This window comes from Burkholderia latens (assembly GCF_902499045.1).
Lineage (GTDB): Bacteria > Pseudomonadota > Gammaproteobacteria > Burkholderiales > Burkholderiaceae > Burkholderia > Burkholderia latens.
Genome location: NZ_CABVPL010000001.1, coordinates 73,191 through 94,371 on the forward strand (window position 1 = coordinate 73,191; position 21,181 = coordinate 94,371).

Sequence of the window (21,181 nt, forward strand, 5' to 3'; positions counted from 1 at the left end):
AGGCGCGCGATGGCGAAGGTGATCGTGACGGCGATCGGCTCGGCGGGCGACGTGCATCCGCTGCTGGGCGTCGCGCGCGTGCTCGCGGCGCGCGGCCACGAGGTCGCGTTCTGCACGCATCCGCCGTTCGAGGCGGCTGTGCGCCGTTGCGGCTTCGCGTTCGTGCCGGTCGGCACCGCCGCCGAGTACGACGCCGCGATGGCGAACCCGGCGCTGTGGGATCCGCGCACGTCGTTCCGCACGCTGTGGCAGGTGATCGCGCCGGTGCTGCGCCCGCATTACGACGCGCTGCGCGCGCTGACCGATTGCGACACCGTGCTGGTCGGCACGCTGTGGGCGTTTTCCGCGCGCTTCATGCAGGAGCTGCACGGCACACCGTACGTGTCGGTGCAGGTATCGCCGTCGACGCTGCTGTCCGCGTACGTGCCGCCGACGCATCCGCGCCTGACGATTCCCGCGCGCTGGCCGCTGCCGGTGAAGGCGGCGTTGATGACGCTGATCGAGCGGCAGGTGCTCGACCGCGTGTGCGGGCCGGCGCTCAATGCGGTGCGCGGCGAACTCGGGCTTGCGCCCGCGCGGCGCGTGCTCGGCCGCTGGCTGCATTCGACCGATGGCGTGCTGTGCCTGTTTCCGGACTGGTTCGCGCCGGCGCAGCGCGACTGGCCGGCGCATTGTCTGCAGAGCGGTTTTCCGCTGTTCAACGACGTCGCCGCGCCCGCGGACGACCCCGCGCTCGACGCGTTTCTTCCGGCGGGCGAGCCGCCCGTGGTGTTCACGGCCGGGTCGACGCTCGTCGATCACGCCGCTTATGCGCGCGCGGTCGCGCACGCGGTGCGAACCACTGGTGTACGCGGCATCCTGTTGAGCCCGCACGATACGGCGCCGGGTGACGACCGGCTGCTGGTGCGCCGCTTCGTGCCGATGCGCACGCTGCTGCCGCGGTGCCGCGCGCTCGTGCATCACGGCGGGATCGGCACCGCGGCGTTCGCGTTCGAAGCCGGCATTCCGCAGGTCGTGACGCCGTTCGCGCACGATCAGTTCGACAATGCGCAGCGCGTCGTGGCGAGCGGCTGCGGTGTGCGCGTCGACGGTCCCGTCGACGGCGCGCGCATCGGCGCAGCGCTTGCGCGCGTACTCGGGGAACCCGAATTCGCGGTCCATGCGCAGCGCGCGCGTGCGTTGATCCAGGCCGCGCCGGACGGCTGCGAGACGGCCGCCGATTTCATCGAGCGCTTCGCGCCGAAGCGTGGCCGCGTGCCGGCATCGGGCACTGTCGTGGCGGCGGGCGCATGAGCACGGCATCGCCGCTTCGGCACGGATCCGCCGCCCCCGATGCGGGCGCAACCGTATCCGCCGCCACGCAGCCCGTGCGCGGCGCGCGGCTCGCGCTGCTCACGTTCGCGCTGTCGCTCGCGACCTTCATCGAAGTGCTCGACTCGACGGTGACGAACGTCGCGGTGCCGGCGATTTCCGGCAGCCTCGGCGTGTCGAACAGTCAGGGCACGTGGGTCATCAGCTCGTATTCGGTCGCGGCTGCGATCGCGGTGCCGCTGACCGGCTGGCTCGCGCGGCGCGTCGGCGAGCTGCGGCTGTTCGTCGGCGCGGTGCTGCTGTTCACGCTGACGTCGCTGCTGTGCGGGCTCGCGCGCGACCTGCACGTACTGGTCGTGTGCCGTGCGCTGCAGGGGCTGTGCTCGGGGCCGATGGTGCCGCTGTCGCAGACGATCCTGTTGCGCACGTTTGCGCCGGACAGGCGCACGATCGCGCTCGCGCTGTGGGCGATGACGGTGCTGCTCGCGCCGATCTTCGGGCCGGTGGTCGGCGGCTGGATCGTCGACAGCTTCTCGTGGCCGTGGATCTTCCTGATCAATCTGCCGATCGGATTGTTCTCGTTCGCGGTGTGCACCGCGATGCTGCGGCCCGACGCGCAGCGCGGCGCGGCCGGCCCGATCGACGTGCCGGGCATCGTGCTGCTCGTGATCGGCGTCGGCTCGCTGCAGGCGATGCTCGATCTCGGCCACGACAAGGGCTGGTTCGATTCGCCGCTGATCGTCGCGCTCGCGGTGGTCGCGGCGCTCGCGATCGTGTCGCTGCTGATCTGGGAGGCGGGCGAAGCGCATCCGGTCGTGGACCTGAGCCTGTTTCGCGACCGCACGTTCTCGTTCTGCGTGCTGATCATCTCGCTCGGGATGATGAGCTTCTCGGTGGTCGGCGTCGTGTTTCCGCTGTGGATGCAGGCGGTGATGGGCTACAACGCGTTTCATGCGGGGCTCGCGACCGCGTCGCTCGGCGTGCTCGCGCTCGTGTTCTCGATCCTCGTCGGCCTGCACGCGCACCGCTTCGATGCGCGCGTGCTCGCGACGTTCGGCTTCGTCGTGTTCGCGGCCGTGCTCGCGTGGGACGCGCACTTCACGCTGAAGATGACGTTCCTGCAGATCGCCGCGCCCGGGCTGATCCAGGGCATCGGGCTGCCATGCTTCTTCATTCCGCTGACCGCTGCGACGCTGTCGCGCATTCCGGACGACCGGCTCGCGGCCGCATCGAGCCTGTCGAACTTCCTGCGCACGTTGTCGGCCGCCTTCGGCACCGCGATGAGCGTGACGCTGTGGGACAACCGCGCGACCTATCACTACGACGTCGTGTCGCAGTCGGTCACGCACGCGTCCGCCAACACGCAGCGCTTCGTGCACACGCTGAACGCGATGGGCGTCGACGGCGTGCGCGAGCTGTCGACGCTGCATCAGGTCGTGATGCAGCAGGCATACATGATGGCGACGGGCGACATGTTCCGGATGGCGAGCATGACCTGCATCGTGCTCGCCGCGATGATGTGGCTGACGCGGCCGAAGCGCGGCGCGGCGGCTTCGTTCGGACATTGAGGAGAGCGGCATGACGACACTCGGCGCACTCGTGATCCTGTATCACCCGAGCGGCGCGCAGCTCGCGGCGCTCGGCGCGTGGCGGCACGCGTGCGACGCGCTGCTCGTCGTCGACAATACGCCGCAGCCCGACGAGCGTGCGCGCGAGCTGTGCGCGCGCGACGGCATCGCGCTGCTGCATCACGGCAATCGCGACGGGATCGCGGGCGCGTACAACGCGGGACTGGCCGCGCTGTTCGGCGACGGCGTCGATGCCGTCGCGCTGTTCGATCAGGACTCGTCGGTGCCTGCGGGTTACTTCGCGACGATGAGCGATGTTTGCGCGACGCTCGCCGCGCGCGCATTCCTCGCCGGCCCGCGCATCTTCGACGAGAACGCGCAAAGCTTCCTGCCGGCGCTCGCGACGAACGGGCTCGGGTTGCGCCGGCTGAGCCTTGCGCCCGATGCGCCGCCGCAGCGCTGCGCATTCCTGATCTCGTCGGGCTGCGTCGTGTCGCGCGCCGCGTTCGACGTGCTCGGCCGCTTCGACGAGACGCTGTTCATCGATCACGTCGACACCGAGTACAGCTTCCGCGCGCTCGCGCGCAACGTGCCGCTGTACGTCGTGCCGTCGCTGGTGCTGCCGCACCGGATCGGCGCGAAGCAGCGTCATGCGTTCGGCCCTTTCGAAATGACGTCGATGAATCACTCGTGGCAACGACGCTACTACAGCGCGCGCAATGCGGTGCAGCTCGGGATCCAGTACGGGTTGCGTTTTCCGGTGGCGATCGTGCCGAACCTGCTGACCGTGTGGCAGGTCGTGCAGATCGCGCTCGTCGAGCGCGACAAGCGCGACAAGCTCGCCGGCATCCTGTGCGGCATCGCGGACGGTCTGTTCGGACGACTCGGCCCGCTCGAGCGCGCGCGGCCGCGTCTCGCCGCTCGCGCGCAGCGCGTCCGGCAAGGATGAGGCGCGCGATGAAACGCATCGGAAAGGCGGCGCGTGCAACGCGGGGCGGCTGGACGATCGTCGCGGCGGCAGCGCTGCTGACGCTGGGCGGCTGCGTGCCGTCGGGGTTTCTGCCGTCGCTGTCGCTGCGCGCGCCGGCCGGCGACGCGCTCGCGCAGACCACCGGGCCCGGCGCGGACGGCGCGTGGCCCGCGCCCGACTGGGTCCGGCAACTGCAGGATCCGCAACTCGACGAACTCGTCGCCGAGGCCGCGCAGAACAGTCCGGATCTGCAGGTTGCGCAGGCGCGCTTGCGGATCGCACAGGCGCAGCTTCAGCAGTTCGATGCGCTGACGGGATTGACCGGCACCGCGGGCGCGACGGTCAGCCGCGCGCGAATGCCGAAGCCGGGCGACATCGCCGACGTATCGGCCGGCGGCTATCGCGTGCCGGTCGAGATCTTCGGTGATCCGGTCGTGTCGCCGTCGTCGGTGTTCGTCGGGCTGAACTACCAGCTCGACCTGTGGGGCAAGAACCGCGCGGCGACGAAGAGCCTGATGTCGATGCGCGATGCGGCGGCCGTCGAGGCCGAGCAGGTGCGGCTCACGCTCGCCGTCGCGATCGTCACCGTGTATTGCCAGCTCGATCAGGCGTACGCGGTGCGCGACCTGCTGCAGCAGAAACTGAAGATCAGCCAGCGCGTGACGGCCGTGCTGCGCGAACGTACCGCGCGCGGCCTCGACAACGCGTACGACGCGAGCGATGCGTCGATCAAGCGCAGCCGCCTGCTCGCGCAGATCGCGCTGAACGACGAGCAGATCAAGCTCGCGCAATTGCAGCTCGGCGTGCTGTCCGGCCGCGGCCCCGAGCGCGGGCTGTCGCTGCAGCGGCCGCGCGTCGGCGCGTTCGCCGGCGGCGCGCTGCCCGCGCGGCTGCCCGCCGATCTGCTCGGCCGCCGGCCCGATATCGTCGCCGCGCGGCTGCGGGTCGAGGCCGCGTTCGCGAACGCCGATTCGACGCGCGCGCAGTTCTATCCGGACGTGAACCTCGTTGCGCTCGGCGGCGTGTTCGCGCTGACGCCCGCATCGCTGTTCTCGCGCGACTCGCTCGCGGGCTCGGTCGGCCCGGCCGTCTCATTGCCGATTTTCGATCGAGGCCGGCTGAAGGCGAAGCTCGGCGCGGACGTCGCGCAGGCCGACGTCGCGATCGGGCTGTACAACAAGACCGTCGACGACGCGCTCGGGCAGGTCGCGCAGATCGTCACGTCGCTGCAGACCGCGCAGACGCTCGTCGCGCAGCAGCAGGATGCCGTGACCGCCGCGCAGAAGATCGTGCAGATCGCGGCCGACCGCCATCGGCGCGGCGTGCTGATGCAGAAGGACGTCGATGTCGCGGATCTGACGCTGATCGACGAGCGCGCGCAGCTGATCGCGTTGCTCGGCAAGCAGCGCGCGCTGCGCGTCGGGTTGATCGGCGCGCTCGGCGGCGGATTCGATGCGGGCGCAACGGGTACTGCGGCGGCTACGCCTGCGCGTGCCGCAGGTAGCGCGCAAAACGTGCGGGCGAAGCGCGGCGCGATGGCGAATTCTGTCGCGCGCAATGCGACGGACGCCGGCACGCAAGCGCGTCGCGCGGCTGCATCGGGTAGCGAGGCCGCCGCGCATCCAGTCCAGACCGGCCGTCCGGCGGCGCTCGCGGCATCGCGCGGCACGACCGCCGCCACCTCGAGCGCGAGCATCGAAACGAGCACGCGCGTGCGCAATGCGGTCCCCGCCGTCGCCGCCGCTCCGCGCGCGCCCGTGATTCCGCTGTTTCAGCATGACCGCCTGATCGTTACGCAAAGCGACTGATGCACCACGACAATCTTCATACCGCCGCGCAGCCGGCCGCACTGACCGACCCGGCGCTCGATGCGCGCCGCGCGACGCGCCGCAAGCGCTTCACGGTGTTCTTCGCGCTCGTGCTGCTGGCCGCGCTCGTCTGGATCGCGTTCTGGCTGTTGCACGACCGCTATTACGAGGACACCGACGACGCGTACGTTGCCGGCAGCATCGTGCAGGTCGCCGCGCAGATCCCGGGCGCCGTGACCGACGTGCTGGTCGCCGATACGCAGGCCGTGCGCGCGGGGCAGACGCTCGTGAAGCTCGACGATACGGAGGCGTCCGTCGCGTTCGCGCAGGCGAAGGCGCAACTCGTGCAGGCCGTGCGGCAGGTCGCGAACGCGAAGATCTCGAACACGATGTACGTGGAGGCCGTGAACGCGCGCCAGGCCGATCTGTCGCTCGCGCAGCGCGCGCTTGCCGCGCGTTCGGGTGCGTCGGTCGAGATCGTCGCGCCCGAGGAACTCGCGCGTGCGCGCGCGGCCGTGGCCGGCGCGCAGGCGAATCTCGCGGCCGCGCACGCGCAGCTCGAAGCCGCGCGCGCGCTCGGCACCAGGCTTCCCGTCGATGAAAGCCCGGCCGTCGTGCAGGCGGCCGCGCAGTTCAAGCTCGCGTACCGGAACCTGAAGCGCACGACGATCGTCGCACCGGTCGACGGCACGATCGGCCAGCGTTCGGTGCAGGCCGGCCAGCAGGTCGGCCCGGGCGTGCCGTTGATGTCGATCGTGCAGCTGGATCGGCTGTGGATCGAAGCGAACTTCAAGGAAGGGCAGATTCGTCACATGCGCGTCGGCCAGCCGGTCGACGTGGTGTCAGACCTGTACGGATCACGCGTCGTCTATCGCGGCCGCGTGCAGGGCTTTTCGGCCGGCACCGGCAGTGCGTTCTCGATGCTGCCGTCGCAGAACGCGGCCGGCAACTGGATCAAGGTCGTGCAGCGCGTGCCGGTCGTGATCGCGATCGATCCGCGCGATCTGGCAGCGCATCCGCTGCGGGTCGGGTTGTCGATGCGCGCGACCGTCGACACGCGCAACCGCGACGGCCACGCGCTTGACAGCGAGCCGCCGACGCCGGCCGTCAGCACGCGCGTGCACGACGGTGTCGCGAGCGACGCGGAAGCGGCCGCCGCGGCCATCATCCGCGAGAATCAGGGCGGCTAGGACGTGATCAAGCGCCGCGCCGGCCCCGCGCGCGCGACCGCGCGGCCCGAGCGGCGGGCCGGCCGAATCGCAGCGCATCACGCCCCGGCCGGCATCGCGGCCGCGCATTCCCGCCCGTCATACACGCGCCCGTTCCCGCCCCGACTTTCGCATTTCCGCCATCGATGTCGGCGCCGTTCAAACGCATGTCGGGTTTGAGACATCGGCGCCCCTGCCTCCGGGACTACTCTCGAACAGCAGTTGCGTGCGTGTCCGCATCCGCCGACGCATCGCGACGCCATCCAACGAGACATGGAGACAATACGATGAGCAGCAATCGAGGTGTCGTCTATCTTGGGCCGGGCAAGGTCGAAGTTCAGAAGATCGATTATCCGAAGATGGTCGATCCGACCGGCCGTGCGATCGGCCACGGCGTGATCCTGAAAGTCGTGAGCACGAACATCTGCGGGTCCGACCAGCACATGGTGCGCGGCCGCACGACCGCGCCGATCGGCCTCGTGCTCGGTCACGAGATCACCGGCGAAGTGATCGAGGTGGGCCCGGACGTCGAGACGTTGAAGATCGGCGATCTCGTGTCGGTGCCGTTCAACGTCGCATGCGGCCGCTGCGCGATGTGCAAGGACACGCATACGGGCGTCTGCCTGAACGTGAACCCGTCGCGTGCCGGCGGCGCGTACGGCTACGTCGACATGGGCGGCTGGATCGGCGGCCAGGCCGAGTACGTGCTCGTGCCGTATGCGGACTTCAACCTGCTGAAATTCCCGGACCGCGACCAGGCGATGGCGAAAATTCGCGATCTCACTTGCCTGTCCGACATTCTGCCGACCGGTTATCACGGCGCGGTCAGCGCGGGCGTGAAGCCCGGCTCGACGGTCTATATCGCGGGCGCGGGCCCGGTCGGGATGGCTGCGGCTGCATCGGCTCGGCTGCTCGGCGCGGCGGTGACGATCGTCGGCGACATGAACGCGGAACGCCTCGCGCACGCGCGGGCGATGGGCTTCGAAACGGTCGATCTGTCGAAGGATGCGTCGCTCGGCGAGCAGATCGAGCAGATCCTCGGCGTGCCGGAGATCGACTGCGCGGTCGACTGCGTCGGCTTCGAGGCGCACGGCCACGGTTCGTCGGGCCATTCCGAGGAAGCGCCCGCGACGGTGCTGAATTCGCTGATGGAAATCACGCGCCCGGCCGGCGCGATCGGCATCCCCGGCCTCTACGTGACGGACGATCCGGGCGCGAAGGACAAGGCCGCGCAGCACGGCAGCCTTAGCATTCGCTTCGGCCTTGGCTGGGCGAAGTCGCACTCGTTCTTCACGGGCCAGACGCCGGTGCTGAAGTACAACCGCAACCTGATGCAGGCGATCCTGTTCGACCGGCTGCCGATCGCGAAGATCGTCAACGTCGAAGTGATCTCGCTCGACCAGGCGCCGGAAGGCTACAAGAAGTTCGACGGCGGCGCGCCGCGGAAATTCGTGATCGATCCGCACGGCCTGCTCGCGGCCTGACGCACGCGCGGCACGCAAGCAGCGGGCGGCACCGGAAACGGCGCCGCCCGTTTTTTATTGGGTGCGTCACGTCACGTCGCGTCGCGTCGCGTCAGCGTGAGGCTCGGGTATCGGTGAATCCCGATCATGGCGCGCCGGTCCGGCACATCGAACCGTCGCGCGATGCGCTCAGTGGCCGCGGTAGAGCTCTGCCAGTTGAGTCTCGGTCGCCGCGGCGCGGTGGCCGTGGCGTGCGTGCGTGCTCACGCGCCGAACCGCATGCGGGCGCCGTGCCGGGACGCCGCCTTTCCAGTCGGCGACGCGAATGCCGCCGCGCGCGCTGTCCGGCCCGCGTACCGGCGCGTGCCGCGCGAGCGTCGTCGCCGCGCGTCCGGGCGTGCGTGCAGTCGCGTGTCCGGTCGCCCGCGCTGGTTTGCCGGTATCGGCATCGGGTGGCGCGGCGGCCGTGAGCACCGGCTCGTTCGCGATGGGGCGGGAGCCGTCGTCCGGACGCAATGCGAAGACGGGGGCGGGCGCGACCGGCTGCGCCGGCGCCGGATCCGCGGCATGCGTGCCGGCATGGATCGTTGCCGCGTCAGGCGCGCCCTGGCCGCGACAGACGGGATCGGACCGGCACATCCGGTCGAACGTCACATAGCCGCCGACCATCAGCACGAGCGTCACGATGCTCAGCAGCGGCGCGCTCGATGCGCGCGGCCGCCGCTGCGCGGCGCTGCGCACCGCGGCGGCGACACGCGACGACCACGTCGGCGCCGGTTGCGTCGGGTGCGTGGCGTGCATCGCGGGGGCCGGCTGCGTGTCGTAGCGCGCGTCGCCGAGCGGTGCGAACGGCCAGTTTCCCAGTCCGCAGACGGGGCACTGCTCGCGCGCGCGAAACGCCAGGAAACCGCACTGCCGGCAGCGCTGGCTGACGGCGCCGCGCGGCTCGGCCCGCAGGGACAGGGTGCCGCGCAGCGTGTCGCGTGTGCGGACTTTCCGGTTGGGAAGGACTCGCATGGTCGTTGCTACCTCGTCTGCTGTTGCCGCCCCGCGAGCGTACCGATGGTGCGCATCGCGTCCTCGACGGCAGGGGTCCACGGCCGGCCGTAGTTCAGCCGGACATAACGGCGAAAGGCGCCCGTCACCGAAAAGATCGGACCGGGGGCAACGCTCACACCGTTCTCCATCGCTTCATCGAACAACTGCATCGCATCCACGTGCGGCGGCAATTCGATCCACAGAAAATAGCCGCCGCGCGGCGCGTAGACCTCGGTGTCGGCCGGAAAGTAAGCGCGAACGGCCGCCAGCATCTGCGCCTGGTGCGCGGCCAGATTGCGCCGCAGCCGGCGCAGGAAGCGGTCGTACGCGCCGTCGCGCAGGTAACTCGAGATGGCCAGTTGCGCGGGCACGTCCGCTGCCGGCGCGCTGGCATTCTTCACGTGCCCGACCTGTTTCGCATAGCGTCCGGCCGCGACCCAGCCGACGCGGAAGCCGGGCGCAAGGCATTTCGAGAACGAGCTGCAATGCAGTACGAGCCCGTCGTCGTCATAGTGCTTCGCGGGGCGGGTGGGCGTCGGGCCGAAGTGCAGTTCGCCGTATACGTCGTTCTCGATCAGCGGCACCTTGCGCGACGCGAGCAGATCGACCAGCGCGCGCTTGCGCTCGTCGGGCAACGTCGCGCCGGTTGGATTGTGGAACGACGTCATGAACCAGCACGCGCGCACCGGATGCGCGTCGAGTGCGTCGGTGAGCGCGTCGAGATCGAGGCCTGTGCGCGGGTCGACCGGGATTTCGATCGCCTTCAGGTGCAGCCGCTGCACGGTCTGCAACACCGCGGGGAACGCCGGGCGCTCGATCGCAACGATGTCGCCGGGACGCGTGAGCGCCTGCAGGCACAGCGTCAGCGCTTCGGCCGCGCCGGTCGTGACGACGATTTCGTCCATCGGCAACGACGCGCCCGCGTTCAGATAGCGCGACGCGATCTGGCGGCGCAGCGCTTCGTGGCCGGGCGGCAGCCCGGCGAGCAGTTTCGAGCGGTCCATGTTGCGCGCCGCCGACGCCGCAAACCGCCACAGACTGCTCATCGGAAACAGCGAGTAGCTCGCGAACGCGGAGCCGAGCGGCACGATGTCGTCGCGCTTGAGCGAGTCGATCAACTGGAACAGCGCACCGTCGTCACCGGTTTGCGCCGCGCCCGGCTTGCGCGGCGAGTCGTGACTTTCGCGCACGCGCTTGTCGTGAAGATTCGAAACGAAATAGCCGGAGCGGGCGCGTGCAGTGATCAGTCCCTCGCTTTCCAGCGTGTAGTACGCGCGAAACACCGTGGAAGGACTTACCCGATAGGCACGGCAAGCCGCGCGCACCGTGGGAATGCGCGCGCCTGCCGCGAGGTCGCCGCGCCGGATCGCGTCGGCGATCGTCTGTGCGAGCTCCGCGTATCGCTTCATGCCTGCCCTCCGGCCCACAGGCCGTCGCTGAAAAAAGAGTAGCACGGCGTTCGCCGCATTCAATCCCGCCCCAAACACTGCTGCATCGCCGCTGATCCGCAAACTATCTGAACAATCTGAGTCTTTTCATCAGACAAGCGCACGGGCATGCTGCGCAAGTTTCATTCCCGACGCTTGCGCAAGGTTTGTTCCCGCTCTCTGCGCAAGCTTCATTCCCGATGCCTGATCGATACGGAGCCCAACCGGATCAGTGACACCGCGCACCGTGCGCGGGGCCTTGTCTACGGCGTCTTCACCTTTATCCGGAAATAAATAGCGTGAAATTGAAGTTTTTCGCCGCGAGCCTCGCGGCCGGCATCACCGTCAGCCTGTTCAGCAACACCGCATTCGCCGCCTGCATCAGCAATCCCCCGACTCAGTCCAACGCATCGTTCCCCGCCGCACTCACCGGCAAGCTCGTCTATCACAGCTACGTCAAGTACGGCGACGGCACGAGCCAGTTGTTCTTGTATGACTTTTCCGCCCATACGCTCACGCAGCTCAGCAAGAGCACGTGGGGCATCACCGATCCGATGAACGGCGTGTTCAGCCCCGACGGAAAGTGGCTCGCGTTCATGGGCATCAGCAACGGCGCATGGAACGTGTTCATGGTGCAGCTCGGCGCGGGCACGGCGCCCGTCAACATGACGCACAGCACCGGTGCGACGCGCAACGAGGATCCGAAGTTCAGCGCCGACGGCAAGACGCTCGTGTTCAAGCAGAACGGCGACGTGAAGCAGGGCACGCTGTCGTACACGAGCGCGGGCCCGGTATTCACGTCGGTCGTGAGCCTGACCAACGCGCCGGCCGGCGCCGAATACTCGATGCCGTTCCTCGCGCCGGACGCGAGCGCCGTGTACTACGCGACGGGCACCGGCTCGAACATGGGCCTGATGAAGCGCACGATCGCGACCGGTCAGGCCGTCACGTTCGATCATCCGGCCGGGCTGCAGACCTATTACCCGGCCGTGCGCGCGGACGGCATGGTGTTCTACGCGCGCTGGAAGGACAGCGGCGGCGCAGACCAGATCTATGCGAAGACCGCGGATCCGGCATCGACGCCGAACGCGCTGCCGATCAACGACTGCATGAGCAACAACTCGGACCCGGCGCCGGTCAACGGCACGAACTACGTGTTCTTCTCGTCGACGACGGCGGGCGGCTATCAGATCTACGTCGGCGACGTGACGACGGGCCAGCGCTGGAGCCTGTCGCAGTTCGGCGTCAATGCCGGTTCGAACAAGGCGAAGCTCGGATCGAACTACTACGGCGGCCCGGCGGTCGCGCAGCCGACGCTGCTGTCGCAAGGGCATCCTGCCGCCGCATCGGCGAGCTACAACGCGACGCTGACGGCCGACAAGGCGTTCGACGGCAACACGACGAGCACGCGCTGGGATTCGCCGGAAGGCGCGGGCGTCGATCCGCAATGGATCTCCGTCGACCTCGGCGCGGTGAAGAAGATCAGCGGCGTCGATCTCTACTGGGATGCGGGCGCGCTCGCCTACCAGATCCAGACGTCGAACGACAACGTGAACTGGACGACGGTCTATTCGACGAACAACGGCGTGTCGTACGGTCACGTCACGCTGCCGAACCTGAACGCGCAGGGCCGCTACGTGCGGATGCTCGGCACGAAGCGGGCGACGCAGTGGGGGTATTCGCTCGACGAAATGCAGGTGTGGGGATCGTAAGCGCAAATGGAAAGCGGCCTTCAAGGCCGCTTTTTTTATCGCACCGCGCCTACTTCACGCATGAATCGCATGTACCGGAAACGCCGGCCCGGCCGCAGCCACCCCTGCGCAAGCGGCGCAACCTGCTTGCGTCGCTCACGCGTCGGCGCGACGCCGAACGTGTCGCGATAGCTCTTGCTGAAGTGGCACGCCGACTGGAAGCCGCACGCCATCGTGATGTGCATGATCGACATGTCGGTCTGCAGCAGCAGTTCGCGCGCGCCGCAGCCGCAGCGGCAGGTAGTAGTGCGTCGGCGTCATCCCGAGGTGCTCGCGGAACAGCCGCTGCCACTGCCGCTGCGACATGTTCGCGAGCCGTGCGAGCTCCCCGATGTTGGTTTTCATCAGCGAGATCGCTTCGACATCGTCGTGTTCATCTTCGTCTCGAGCGCCGAGCCGCCAGTCACGGCGCCCTTTTTCCCGCGGAGTGCCCAGAATTTCGCGGATTGATGGACGGGTGTCAGAAACACCTGGCTGTCTTATCGTACTGGAACCGGCGTTTTGTTTGATCTTTTAGTACTTGTCATATTTCGTGATGCGGCTCGGAATTTCTAGAATAGTGCGACTTTTTGAACATCGGAGCGCAAACGCATAATCGCGCTCGCACCTTTAGTGGCCGCGTGCGGACGCAAGAACGCTCACCCGGTTGTGTCCTCATTCGTCGCGGCCGTGCATCGGGCAGGTTTGAACCGCACGTCGTCCGCGTGCTTCCCGCCATGGTACGTGGCCCGATCGCTTGAAATCGCGAAGCCATGCCGTTGCTTGTTTCCCGTATGCCCGCGAGCACATCGATTTCTGCGGGAGCGGTTGGAGTTGGTCCGACACGAAGAGCCGCCATCGATGTCGTGCGAAATTGGAGAAATCCGGATTTCGAGGCCGTTTGTCCGCGTGTGAGGATGTGAACCGGATATGTTGATGATATGAAAAAACTGATTTCGCAATTGGCTTGTGTTTTCGCATTTTCCCTGTTTATTCAGTCGAAAAGTTATGCGCTGAATTGTTACCTGGGTGACATGGGAGGAGCGGTGGTCGCCACTACTACGTTGCCGAGCGACTTGTACGTATTGGCATCAACGCCCGACGCGTACGTGATATGGCAGTCTCCGGTAATCACGGAAACCATCTGGTGTTCGTCGGCTGTTAGGGAGGGGGTGAATTTTTGGGTTAATCCGGCGAAGACTGTTTTGGCGAGTGGTGTTGAAGTCGGAATTGTATATAACGGGAAAACATATACGCAGTCGAGTGGTCGAATTCCTACTGGATTTTCAACTACTGTTTGGGATAATAGACCCATGGCATATACTGCTACTTTTAATATTTCGTATTCGATCGTTCTGCTGCGAAAGGGGAGTGCTCCGCAAACGGGAAAGGCCGATATAGCAAACTATGCGATTTTTCAGATGGATGGAGACGGGGGGGCTAATGAAAATCCTTACAGGAACTTTCGACGATTGATCAACGGCAGCGTCAAGTTCACGAGAGGAACGTGCTCGCTGCGCGTCGGGGACGAGACGAAGACCGTGAAGTTGTCACCGATCGTACTGTCGAAATTGCCGCCGGTCGGCGGGACCGTCGGGCGTGTCCCGTTTTCGCTGCAAGTCCGGCAATGCGATGAAGGCGTAAAAGGGGCTGCATTCACGTTCACCGGCACGGCGGATTCGAGCAATGCCAATGCGCTCGCCAACACGGGCACGGCCCGTGGCGTTGCGCTCTACTTGAGAAGTGCCGACGACAATGGTGTCGTCCCGCCGAGCGGAACAGACCGCAAACGCATGGCGTCGATTGTCGGCAGCGAAGGAACGCTCGACCTGAATGCGGAATACGTCGTTACATCGCCCAATGTGGCACCGGGCACGGTAAATTCACGCGTGACGTTCGGGATCTCCTACCAGTAGCGCCGGGATACGGAGGCTAGCCGAATCGCACCAATATTCTGCCGGCTGCCGCGGCCAGCGAGCCTACAGAGCGCGAAGCACGAACGGTGCTCCGATGCCGAACCCGTCGGCGAAAAGCTTGTCGAGCAGATTCGACGTTTTCCTTCAAGCTGGGGCGTGAACCGGCCCGGCATGCAATGTCGACGGCAATAACACGCCAGCCCCCGCACCCTGCGCAAGCGGCGCAACCTGCTTGCGGCGCTCGCGCGTCGGCGCAACGCCGAACGCGTCGCGATAGCTCTTGCTGAAGTGGCACGCCGACTGGAAGCCGCACGCCATCGTGATGTGCATGATCGACATGTCGGTCTGCAGCAGCAGTTCGCGCGCGCGCCGTAGCCGCAGCGTCAGGTAGTAGTGCGTCGGCGTCATCCCGAGGTGCTCGCGGAACAGACGCTGCAGCTGGCGCTGCGACATGTTCGCGAGCCGCGCGAGTTCCTCGCGCGACAGCGGTTCCTCGATGTTGTTCTCCATCAGCGAAATCACTTCGAACAGCGACTTGTTCGCCGAGCCGAGCCGTGCGACGAGCGGCATCCGCTGTTGCGCGCTGGTGTCGCGCACGTGCTCGACGATGAACTGCTCGGCGATCTGCGTGACGCGCGCGGTGCCCACGCGCGCGGCGATCAGGTTCAGCATCATGTCGAGCGGCGCGACGCCGCCCGTGCACGTGATGCGGTCGCGATCGATCACGAACAGCTCCTTCAGGAAGCGCGTGTCCGGAAACTCTTCCTTCAGCGCCGACATGTTCTCCCAGTGGATCGCGCACGCGTAGCCCGCGAGCAGCCCCGACTTCGCGAGTGCGTAGGTGCCCGTGCACAGGCTGCCGAGCGGAATGCCCGCGCGCGCGAAGCGGCGCAGCGCCGACAGATGGGCGGGCGTCGTCGCGCGCTGCACATCGACGCCGCCGCACACGAACACGATATCCGGCTGGCCGGCGCACTCGGCCGGCCCCGTGTCGACCGTGAGTCCATTGCTCGCCGTGACCGGGCCGCCGTCCGGGCTGATTACCGACCAGCGGTAGAGCGGCTGTCCGCTCAGGTAGTTCGCCATCCGAAGCACCTCGATCGCATTCGTGAACGCGATCATCGTGAAGTTCGGTAAAGGCATGAACGCGAAGTGGGACAGCGACGCTGTGCGGTCGGGGGACATGGGGAGCGTTCCTTGAATCTCTAATAGCTTTTGGCCCGAGGCACGGATCGGGCTGCCGTATTGTGTGAGCGAGCGCAACAAGCGTGCCATACGGCTAAACCCTAGCTCCATACGTTGTATGGGCGTGCGGGCGATGTTGCACTGCACCGTAAGCGGGCCGCGCTGCACCCCGGACGCGCAGCACAGGCACCGGCGAAGTGCCTGTCCATGGGTGAACCGCGGCATGCTGCTTTCTTGGTCATCCGAAAAAGCACGACCGGTTACTTGTACAAAACGGACGCGCATGGCGGAAAAGGCAAAGAACGCGTCTAAATTCATCAATCCGCCGAAAATCCGAACGACAAGAATAGAGCCGTCGGCAGCCTTGCACTGGATGCGCTGGAAACCCAGGTACGGCGGGCCTCGAGCTTCGGTTTCACGCCCTTTATTCTTTGTCACGGACGCACTATGTCGAACACCCAGCCTTTCTTCTCGCAGCCCCTCGCCGAGCGCGACGCGCCGGTGCGCAGCGCCATCCTGAAGGAGCTCGAGCGCCAGCAGTCGCAGGTCGAGCTGATCGCGTCGGAAAACATCGTGTCGCGCGCGGTGCTCGAGGCGCAGGGCTCGGTGCTGACCAATAAATATGCGGAAGGCTATCCCGGCAAGCGTTACTACGGCGGCTGCGAATTCGCGGACGAGGTCGAGGCGCTGGCGATCGAGCGCGTGAAGCAGATCTTCAACGCCGGCTATGCGAACGTGCAGCCGCACTCGGGCGCGCAGGCGAACGGCTCGGTGATGCTCGCGCTGGCGAAGCCGGGCGACACGGTGCTCGGCATGTCGCTGGACGCAGGCGGCCACCTGACGCACGGCGCGAAGCCGGCGCTGTCGGGCAAGTGGTTCAACGCGGTCCAGTACGGCGTGAACCGCGACACGATGCGCATCGACTACGACCAGGTCGAGGAACTCGCGCACCAGCACAAGCCGAGCCTGATCATCGCCGGCTTCTCGGCGTACCCGCGCGCGCTGGACTTCGCGCGCTTCCGCGCGATCGCCGACAGCGTCGGCGCGAAGCTGATGGTCGACATGGCGCACATCGCGGGCGTGATCGCCGCCGGCCGCCATGCGAATCCGGTCGAGCACGCGCACGTCGTCACGTCGACCACGCACAAGACGCTGCGCGGCCCGCGCGGCGGCTTCGTGCTGACCAACGACGAGGAGATCGCGAAGAAGATCAACTCGGCCGTGTTCCCCGGCCTGCAGGGCGGCCCGCTGATGCACGTGATCGCCGGCAAGGCCGTCGCGTTCGGCGAAGTGTTGCACGCCGACTTCAAGACCTACATCGACAACGTGCTCGCGAACGCGCAGGCGCTCGGCGAAGTGCTGAAGGCGGGCGGCGTGGATCTCGTCACCGGCGGCACCGACAACCATCTGCTGCTGGTCGACCTGCGCCCGAAGGGCCTGAAGGGCGCGCCGGTCGAGCAGGCGCTGGAACGCGCGGGCATCACCTGCAACAAGAACGGCATTCCGTTCGACACCGAGAAGCCGACCGTCACGTCCGGCATCCGCCTCGGCACGCCGGCCGGCACCACGCGCGGCTTCGGCGTCGCGGAGTTCCGCGAGATCGGCCGACTGATTCTCGAAGTGTTCGACGCGCTGCGCGCAAACCCGGAAGGCGACCGCGCGACCGAACAGCGCGTGCGCCGCGAGATTTTCGCGCTCTGCGAGCGCTTCCCGATTTACTGATCGACGACCCCACACACAGCAGAGACTGGAGCGAGAGGCAGATATGAGCACGCTGCATCAGGACAGCATCATCATCGACGGATTGAACATCTCGAAGTTCGAGAAGCCGGTGTTCGAGGACATGCGCCGTGGCGGCATCACGGCCGCGAACTGCACGGTGTCGGTGTGGGAGAACTTCACCAAGACCGTCGACAACATCGGCGTGATGAAGAAGAAGATCCGCGACAACAGCGAGTTGCTGACGCTGGTGCGCACGACCGACGACATCTTCCGCGCGAAGAAGGAAGGCAAGACGGGGATCATCCTCGGCTTCCAGAACGCGCACGCGTTCGAAGACAACATCGGCTACATCGAGGCGTTCGCGGACATGGGCGTGCGCGTGGTGCAGCTCTGCTACAACACGCAGAACCTCGTCGGCACCGGTTGCTACGAGCGCGACGGCGGGCTGTCGGACTTCGGCCGCGAAGTGATCACCGAGATGAACCGCGTCGGCATCATGGTCGACCTGTCGCACGTGGGCGGCAACACGTCGTCGGAAGCGATCGCGTTCTCGAAGAAGCCGGTGTGCTACTCGCACTGCCTGCCGTCGGGCCTGAAGGAACATCCGCGCAACAAGAGCGACGCGCAGCTGAAGGAAATCGCCGACGCCGGCGGCTTCGTCGGCGTGACGATGTTCGCGCCGTTCCTGAAGCGCGGGATCGAAGCGAACATCGACGACTACATCGAAGCGATCGACTACGTCGTGAACCTGATCGGCGAAGACGCGGTCGGCATCGGCACGGACTTCACGCAGGACTACGCGAAAGAGTTCTTCGACATGCTGACGCACGACAAGGGCCGCTATCGCCAGTTGACGAACTTCGGCAAGGTGATCAACCCGGACGGCATCCGCACGATCGGCGAATTCCCGAACCTGACCGCGGCGATGGAACGCCACGGCTGGAAGGAGTCGCGCATCCGCAAGATCATGGGCGAGAACTGGGTGCGCGTGTTCAAGGATGTGTGGGGCGCGTAAGCGCCCGCCGGCCCGAACGCCAGCAGAAATTCAACACTAGAACAATCGGGACGTGCCGGCGCCTGGCGCGCGGGCACGCGGACGATGTCGCGCCAGCGCCCGAGCCGCGCGGCAATTTTTCCTCACGGAGTCACCACGATGCAACCGCAACTGCCGATCAACGTCGATCCCGATACCGGCGTCTGGACCACCGACGCGCTGCCGATGCTGTACGTGCCGCGCCACTTCTTCACGAACAACCACGTCGCCGTCGAGGAAGCGCTCGGCGTCGAAGCGTATGCCGAGATCCTGTACAAGGCCGGCTACAAGTCCGCGTACCACTGGTGCGACAAGGAAGCGAAGCTGCATGGCATCACCGGCATGGCCGTGTTCGAGCATTACCTGAAGCGCCTGTCGCAACGCGGCTGGGGCCTGTTCTCGATCATCGAGGCCGATCCGGCCGGCGCACGCGCGAAGATCGAGCTGCGCCATTCGTCGTTCGTGCTCCAGCAGCCGGGCAAGGAAGGCAAGCTCTGCTACATGTTCGCGGGCTGGTTCGCCGGCGCGATGGACTGGGTCAACGACACGACGCCGGAAGGCAAGGGCGCGCCGCGCGCGCAGTCGAAGGAAGTGCAGTGTGCGGCCGAGCACCACGACCACTGCGTCTTCGAAGTGTCGCCGATCGCGCACTGATGCGCTGACGTCACGACACAGCAACACGGCAACACAACAACACCCGCAACACGAGACATTCGAACGCCAGAGGTCGCCTGCGATGCGTTATCCCCACCTGTTCAAACCCATGCAGCTGAACCAGCTGACGCTGCGCAACCGGATCGTCAGCACCGCGCACGCGGAGGTGTATGCCGAGCCGGGCGGCCTGCCGGGCGACCGCTACATCCGCTATTACGAAGAGAAGGCGAAAGGTGGCGTCGGCCTCGCGATCTGCGGCGGCTCGAGCCCCGTGTCGATCGACAGCCCGCAAGGCTGGTGGAAGTCGGTGAACCTGTCGAACGACAAGATCATCGACCCGCTCACGCGTCTGGCCGACACGATGCACAAGCACGGCGCGAAGATCATGATCCAGGCGACGCACATGGGCCGCCGCTCGTCGTTCCACGGCGAGCACTGGCCGCATCTGATGTCGCCGTCGGGCGTGCGCGAGCCGGTGCACCGCGGCAACGCGAAGATCATCGAGATCGAGGAAATCCGCCGCATCATCGGCGACTTCGCGGCTGCCGCGAAGCGGGTGAAGGCGGCCGGCATGGACGGCATCGAAATCTCGGCCGCGCACCAGCACCTGATCGACCAGTTCTGGAGCAAGCGCTCGAACCATCGCACCGACGAATGGGGCGGCAGCCTGGAGAACCGTCTGCGCTTCGGCATCGAAGTGCTGACGGCCGTGCGCGAAGCGGTCGGCAAGGACTTCTGCGTCGGCCTGCGCATGTGCGGCGACGAGTTCCACGAGGACGGCCTCGATCACGAAGCGCTGAAGGAAATCGCGCAGGCGATGTCCGAGACGGGCCTGATCGACTATCTGAGCGTGGTCGGCTCGGGCGGCGACACGCACAACACGATCGCGAACTGCATGCCGCCGATGGCGCTGCCGCCGGAGCCGTTCGTGCATCTCGCGGCCGGCATCAAGTCGGTCGTGAAGATTCCGGTCATGCACGCGCAGAGCATCCGCGATGCGGGCCAGGCCGAGCGCCTGCTCGCGAACGGGATGATCGACCTCGTCGGCATGACGCGCGCGCAAATCGCCGATCCGCACATGGTGATCAAGATCCGCGACGGCCGCGAGGACGAAATCAAGCAGTGCGTCGGCGCGAACTACTGCATCGACCGCCAGTACAACGGCCTCGACGTGCTGTGCATCCAGAACGCCGCGACGTCGCGCGAAGCGACGATGCCGCACATCATCGAGAAGTCGCGCGGCCCGAAGCGCAAGATCGTCGTGGTCGGCGCCGGCCCCGCCGGCCTCGAGGCGGCGCGCGTCGCGAAGCTGCGCGGCCACGACGTCGTGCTGTTCGAGAAGAACGCCGAAGTGGGCGGCCAGGTGATGATCGCCGCGAAGGCGCCGCAGCGCGAACAGATGTCGGGCATCATCCGCTGGTTCGACATGGAAACGAAGCGCATCGGCGTCGATCGGCGCCTCGGCGTCGCCGCCGACGAGAAGATGATCATGGCCGAGAAGCCGGACATCGTCGTGCTCGCCACCGGCGGTTCGAGTTTCACGTGGCAGGTGCCGGCATGGGGCGTCGCCGAAGGGCTGGCCGTCAGCTCGTGGGACATCCTGACCGGCAAGGTGGAGCCGAAGCAGAACGTGCTGCTGTTCGACGGCGTGAGCACGCATGCGGGCGCCGGCGTCGCCGATTTCATGGCGAGCCGCGGCTCGAAGGTCGAGGTGGTGACGCCCGACGTGAAGGTGGCCGACGATTGCGGCGGCACGACGTTCCCGATCTTCTATCGCCGCCTGTATGCGCTCGGCGTGATCCAGACGCCGAACACGATGCTCGACCGCGTGTACGAGGAAGACGGCAAGAAGATCGCCGTGCTGCGCAACGAATACACGGAAGAACTGGAAGAGCGCGCGGTCGACCAGGTCGTGATCGAGAACGGTTCGTCGCCGAACGACGAGCTGTACTGGAAGCTCAAGCCGGAGTCGGTGAACCGCGGCCAGATCGATCCGCACACGCTGTTCGCGGCCGAGCCGCAGCCGTGCCTGTCGGAAGAACTGGGCAACGGCCGCTTCCTGCTGTTCCGTGTCGGCGACTGCATCTCGATGCACAACGTCCACGGTGCGATCTACGACTCGCTGCGTCTCGTCAAGGATTTCTAAAA

At 66.7% G+C, this 21,181-nt stretch carries 15 protein-coding genes and 1 pseudogene; 12 read left to right on the top strand and 4 right to left on the bottom strand.

Annotated features, from left to right (window positions below; all coding sequences use genetic code 11):
• Window positions 1–9 precede the first annotated feature (9 nt).
• From BSE24067_RS00340 to fdhA, 6 genes are all read left to right on the top strand, one after another.
• Window positions 10–1,293, top strand: a complete 1,284-nt coding sequence (locus BSE24067_RS00340) for a glycosyltransferase (protein WP_151063004.1) — start codon at window positions 10–12, stop codon at window positions 1,291–1,293.
• A complete protein-coding gene (locus BSE24067_RS00345; RefSeq protein ID WP_151063003.1) occupies window positions 1,290–2,879 on the top strand; it encodes a DHA2 family efflux MFS transporter permease subunit in 1,590 nt (529 codons plus the stop codon). The genes BSE24067_RS00340 and BSE24067_RS00345 overlap by 4 nt, the downstream gene beginning before the upstream one ends.
• Window positions 2,880–2,889: 10 nt before the next feature.
• Window positions 2,890–3,828 carry a glycosyltransferase family 2 protein gene (locus BSE24067_RS00350; protein ID WP_151063002.1) on the top strand — a complete coding sequence of 313 codons (939 nt, stop codon included), beginning with the start codon at window positions 2,890–2,892 and terminating at the stop codon, window positions 3,826–3,828.
• 8 nt (window positions 3,829–3,836) lie between these two features.
• The gene (locus BSE24067_RS00355) at window positions 3,837–5,657 is read left to right on the top strand and encodes an efflux transporter outer membrane subunit (RefSeq protein WP_174904665.1); all 1,821 of its coding nucleotides are present in this window, start codon (window positions 3,837–3,839) and stop codon (window positions 5,655–5,657) included.
• A complete protein-coding gene (locus tag BSE24067_RS00360) occupies window positions 5,657–6,847 on the top strand; it encodes an HlyD/EmrA/EmrK family protein (RefSeq protein WP_151062827.1) in 1,191 nt (396 codons plus the stop codon). The genes BSE24067_RS00355 and BSE24067_RS00360 overlap by 1 nt, the downstream gene beginning before the upstream one ends.
• Before the next feature lie 305 nt (window positions 6,848–7,152).
• Window positions 7,153–8,349, top strand: coding sequence for a formaldehyde dehydrogenase, glutathione-independent (gene fdhA / locus BSE24067_RS00365; RefSeq protein WP_151062825.1), 1,197 nt, complete (start codon window positions 7,153–7,155; stop codon window positions 8,347–8,349).
• A gap of 168 nt (window positions 8,350–8,517) precedes the next feature.
• On the opposite strand, the gene BSE24067_RS00370 is transcribed toward fdhA, so the two are convergent.
• Together BSE24067_RS00370 and BSE24067_RS00375 are read right to left on the bottom strand one after the other, a co-directional pair.
• Window positions 8,518–9,345, bottom strand: a complete 828-nt coding sequence (locus tag BSE24067_RS00370; protein WP_170297413.1) for an ATP-dependent serine protease — start codon at window positions 9,343–9,345, stop codon at window positions 8,518–8,520.
• Between the two features lie 8 nt (window positions 9,346–9,353).
• A complete protein-coding gene (locus tag BSE24067_RS00375) occupies window positions 9,354–10,775 on the bottom strand; it encodes an aminotransferase-like domain-containing protein (RefSeq protein WP_151062823.1) in 1,422 nt (473 codons plus the stop codon).
• Between the two features lie 317 nt (window positions 10,776–11,092).
• On the opposite strand from BSE24067_RS00375, the gene BSE24067_RS00380 reads away from it, so the two are divergent.
• On the top strand, window positions 11,093–12,505 hold the full coding sequence (locus tag BSE24067_RS00380; RefSeq protein WP_151062822.1) for a discoidin domain-containing protein: 1,413 nt from the start codon (window positions 11,093–11,095) through the stop codon (window positions 12,503–12,505).
• A gap of 35 nt (window positions 12,506–12,540) precedes the next feature.
• Here the strand turns inward: BSE24067_RS00380 and BSE24067_RS00385 are convergent.
• Window positions 12,541–12,889, bottom strand: a pseudogene (locus BSE24067_RS00385) (helix-turn-helix domain-containing protein).
• A 575-nt stretch (window positions 12,890–13,464) separates the two neighbouring features.
• On the opposite strand from BSE24067_RS00385, the gene BSE24067_RS00390 reads away from it, so the two are divergent.
• Complete coding sequence (locus BSE24067_RS00390; RefSeq protein WP_151062821.1) at window positions 13,465–14,439, top strand: fimbrial protein; 975 nt, start codon at window positions 13,465–13,467, stop codon at window positions 14,437–14,439.
• Between the two features lie 144 nt (window positions 14,440–14,583).
• Here the strand turns inward: BSE24067_RS00390 and BSE24067_RS00395 are convergent, their stop codons facing one another.
• Entirely contained in the window at window positions 14,584–15,624 is a 1,041-nt protein-coding gene (locus tag BSE24067_RS00395) for a GlxA family transcriptional regulator (RefSeq protein ID WP_244130514.1), read from the bottom strand.
• A 447-nt stretch (window positions 15,625–16,071) separates the two neighbouring features.
• On the opposite strand from BSE24067_RS00395, the gene BSE24067_RS00400 reads away from it, so the two are divergent.
• The 4 genes from BSE24067_RS00400 to BSE24067_RS00415 all read left to right on the top strand — a co-directional run bounded on the left by BSE24067_RS00400 (window position 16,072) and on the right by BSE24067_RS00415 (window position 21,179).
• The gene (locus BSE24067_RS00400; RefSeq protein ID WP_069243290.1) at window positions 16,072–17,346 is read left to right on the top strand and encodes a serine hydroxymethyltransferase; all 1,275 of its coding nucleotides are present in this window, start codon (window positions 16,072–16,074) and stop codon (window positions 17,344–17,346) included.
• A gap of 43 nt (window positions 17,347–17,389) precedes the next feature.
• Window positions 17,390–18,361, top strand: coding sequence for a dipeptidase (locus BSE24067_RS00405; protein ID WP_151062819.1), 972 nt, complete (start codon window positions 17,390–17,392; stop codon window positions 18,359–18,361).
• 138 nt (window positions 18,362–18,499) lie between these two features.
• Window positions 18,500–19,033 (top strand): DUF5943 domain-containing protein, encoded by a 534-nt coding sequence (locus BSE24067_RS00410; protein ID WP_151062818.1) that lies wholly within the window; start codon window positions 18,500–18,502, stop codon window positions 19,031–19,033.
• A gap of 82 nt (window positions 19,034–19,115) precedes the next feature.
• Window positions 19,116–21,179: an NADH:flavin oxidoreductase gene (locus BSE24067_RS00415; protein WP_151062817.1), complete on the top strand. Its 2,064-nt coding sequence runs from the start codon at window positions 19,116–19,118 to the stop codon at window positions 21,177–21,179.
• Window positions 21,180–21,181: the final 2 nt, after the last annotated feature.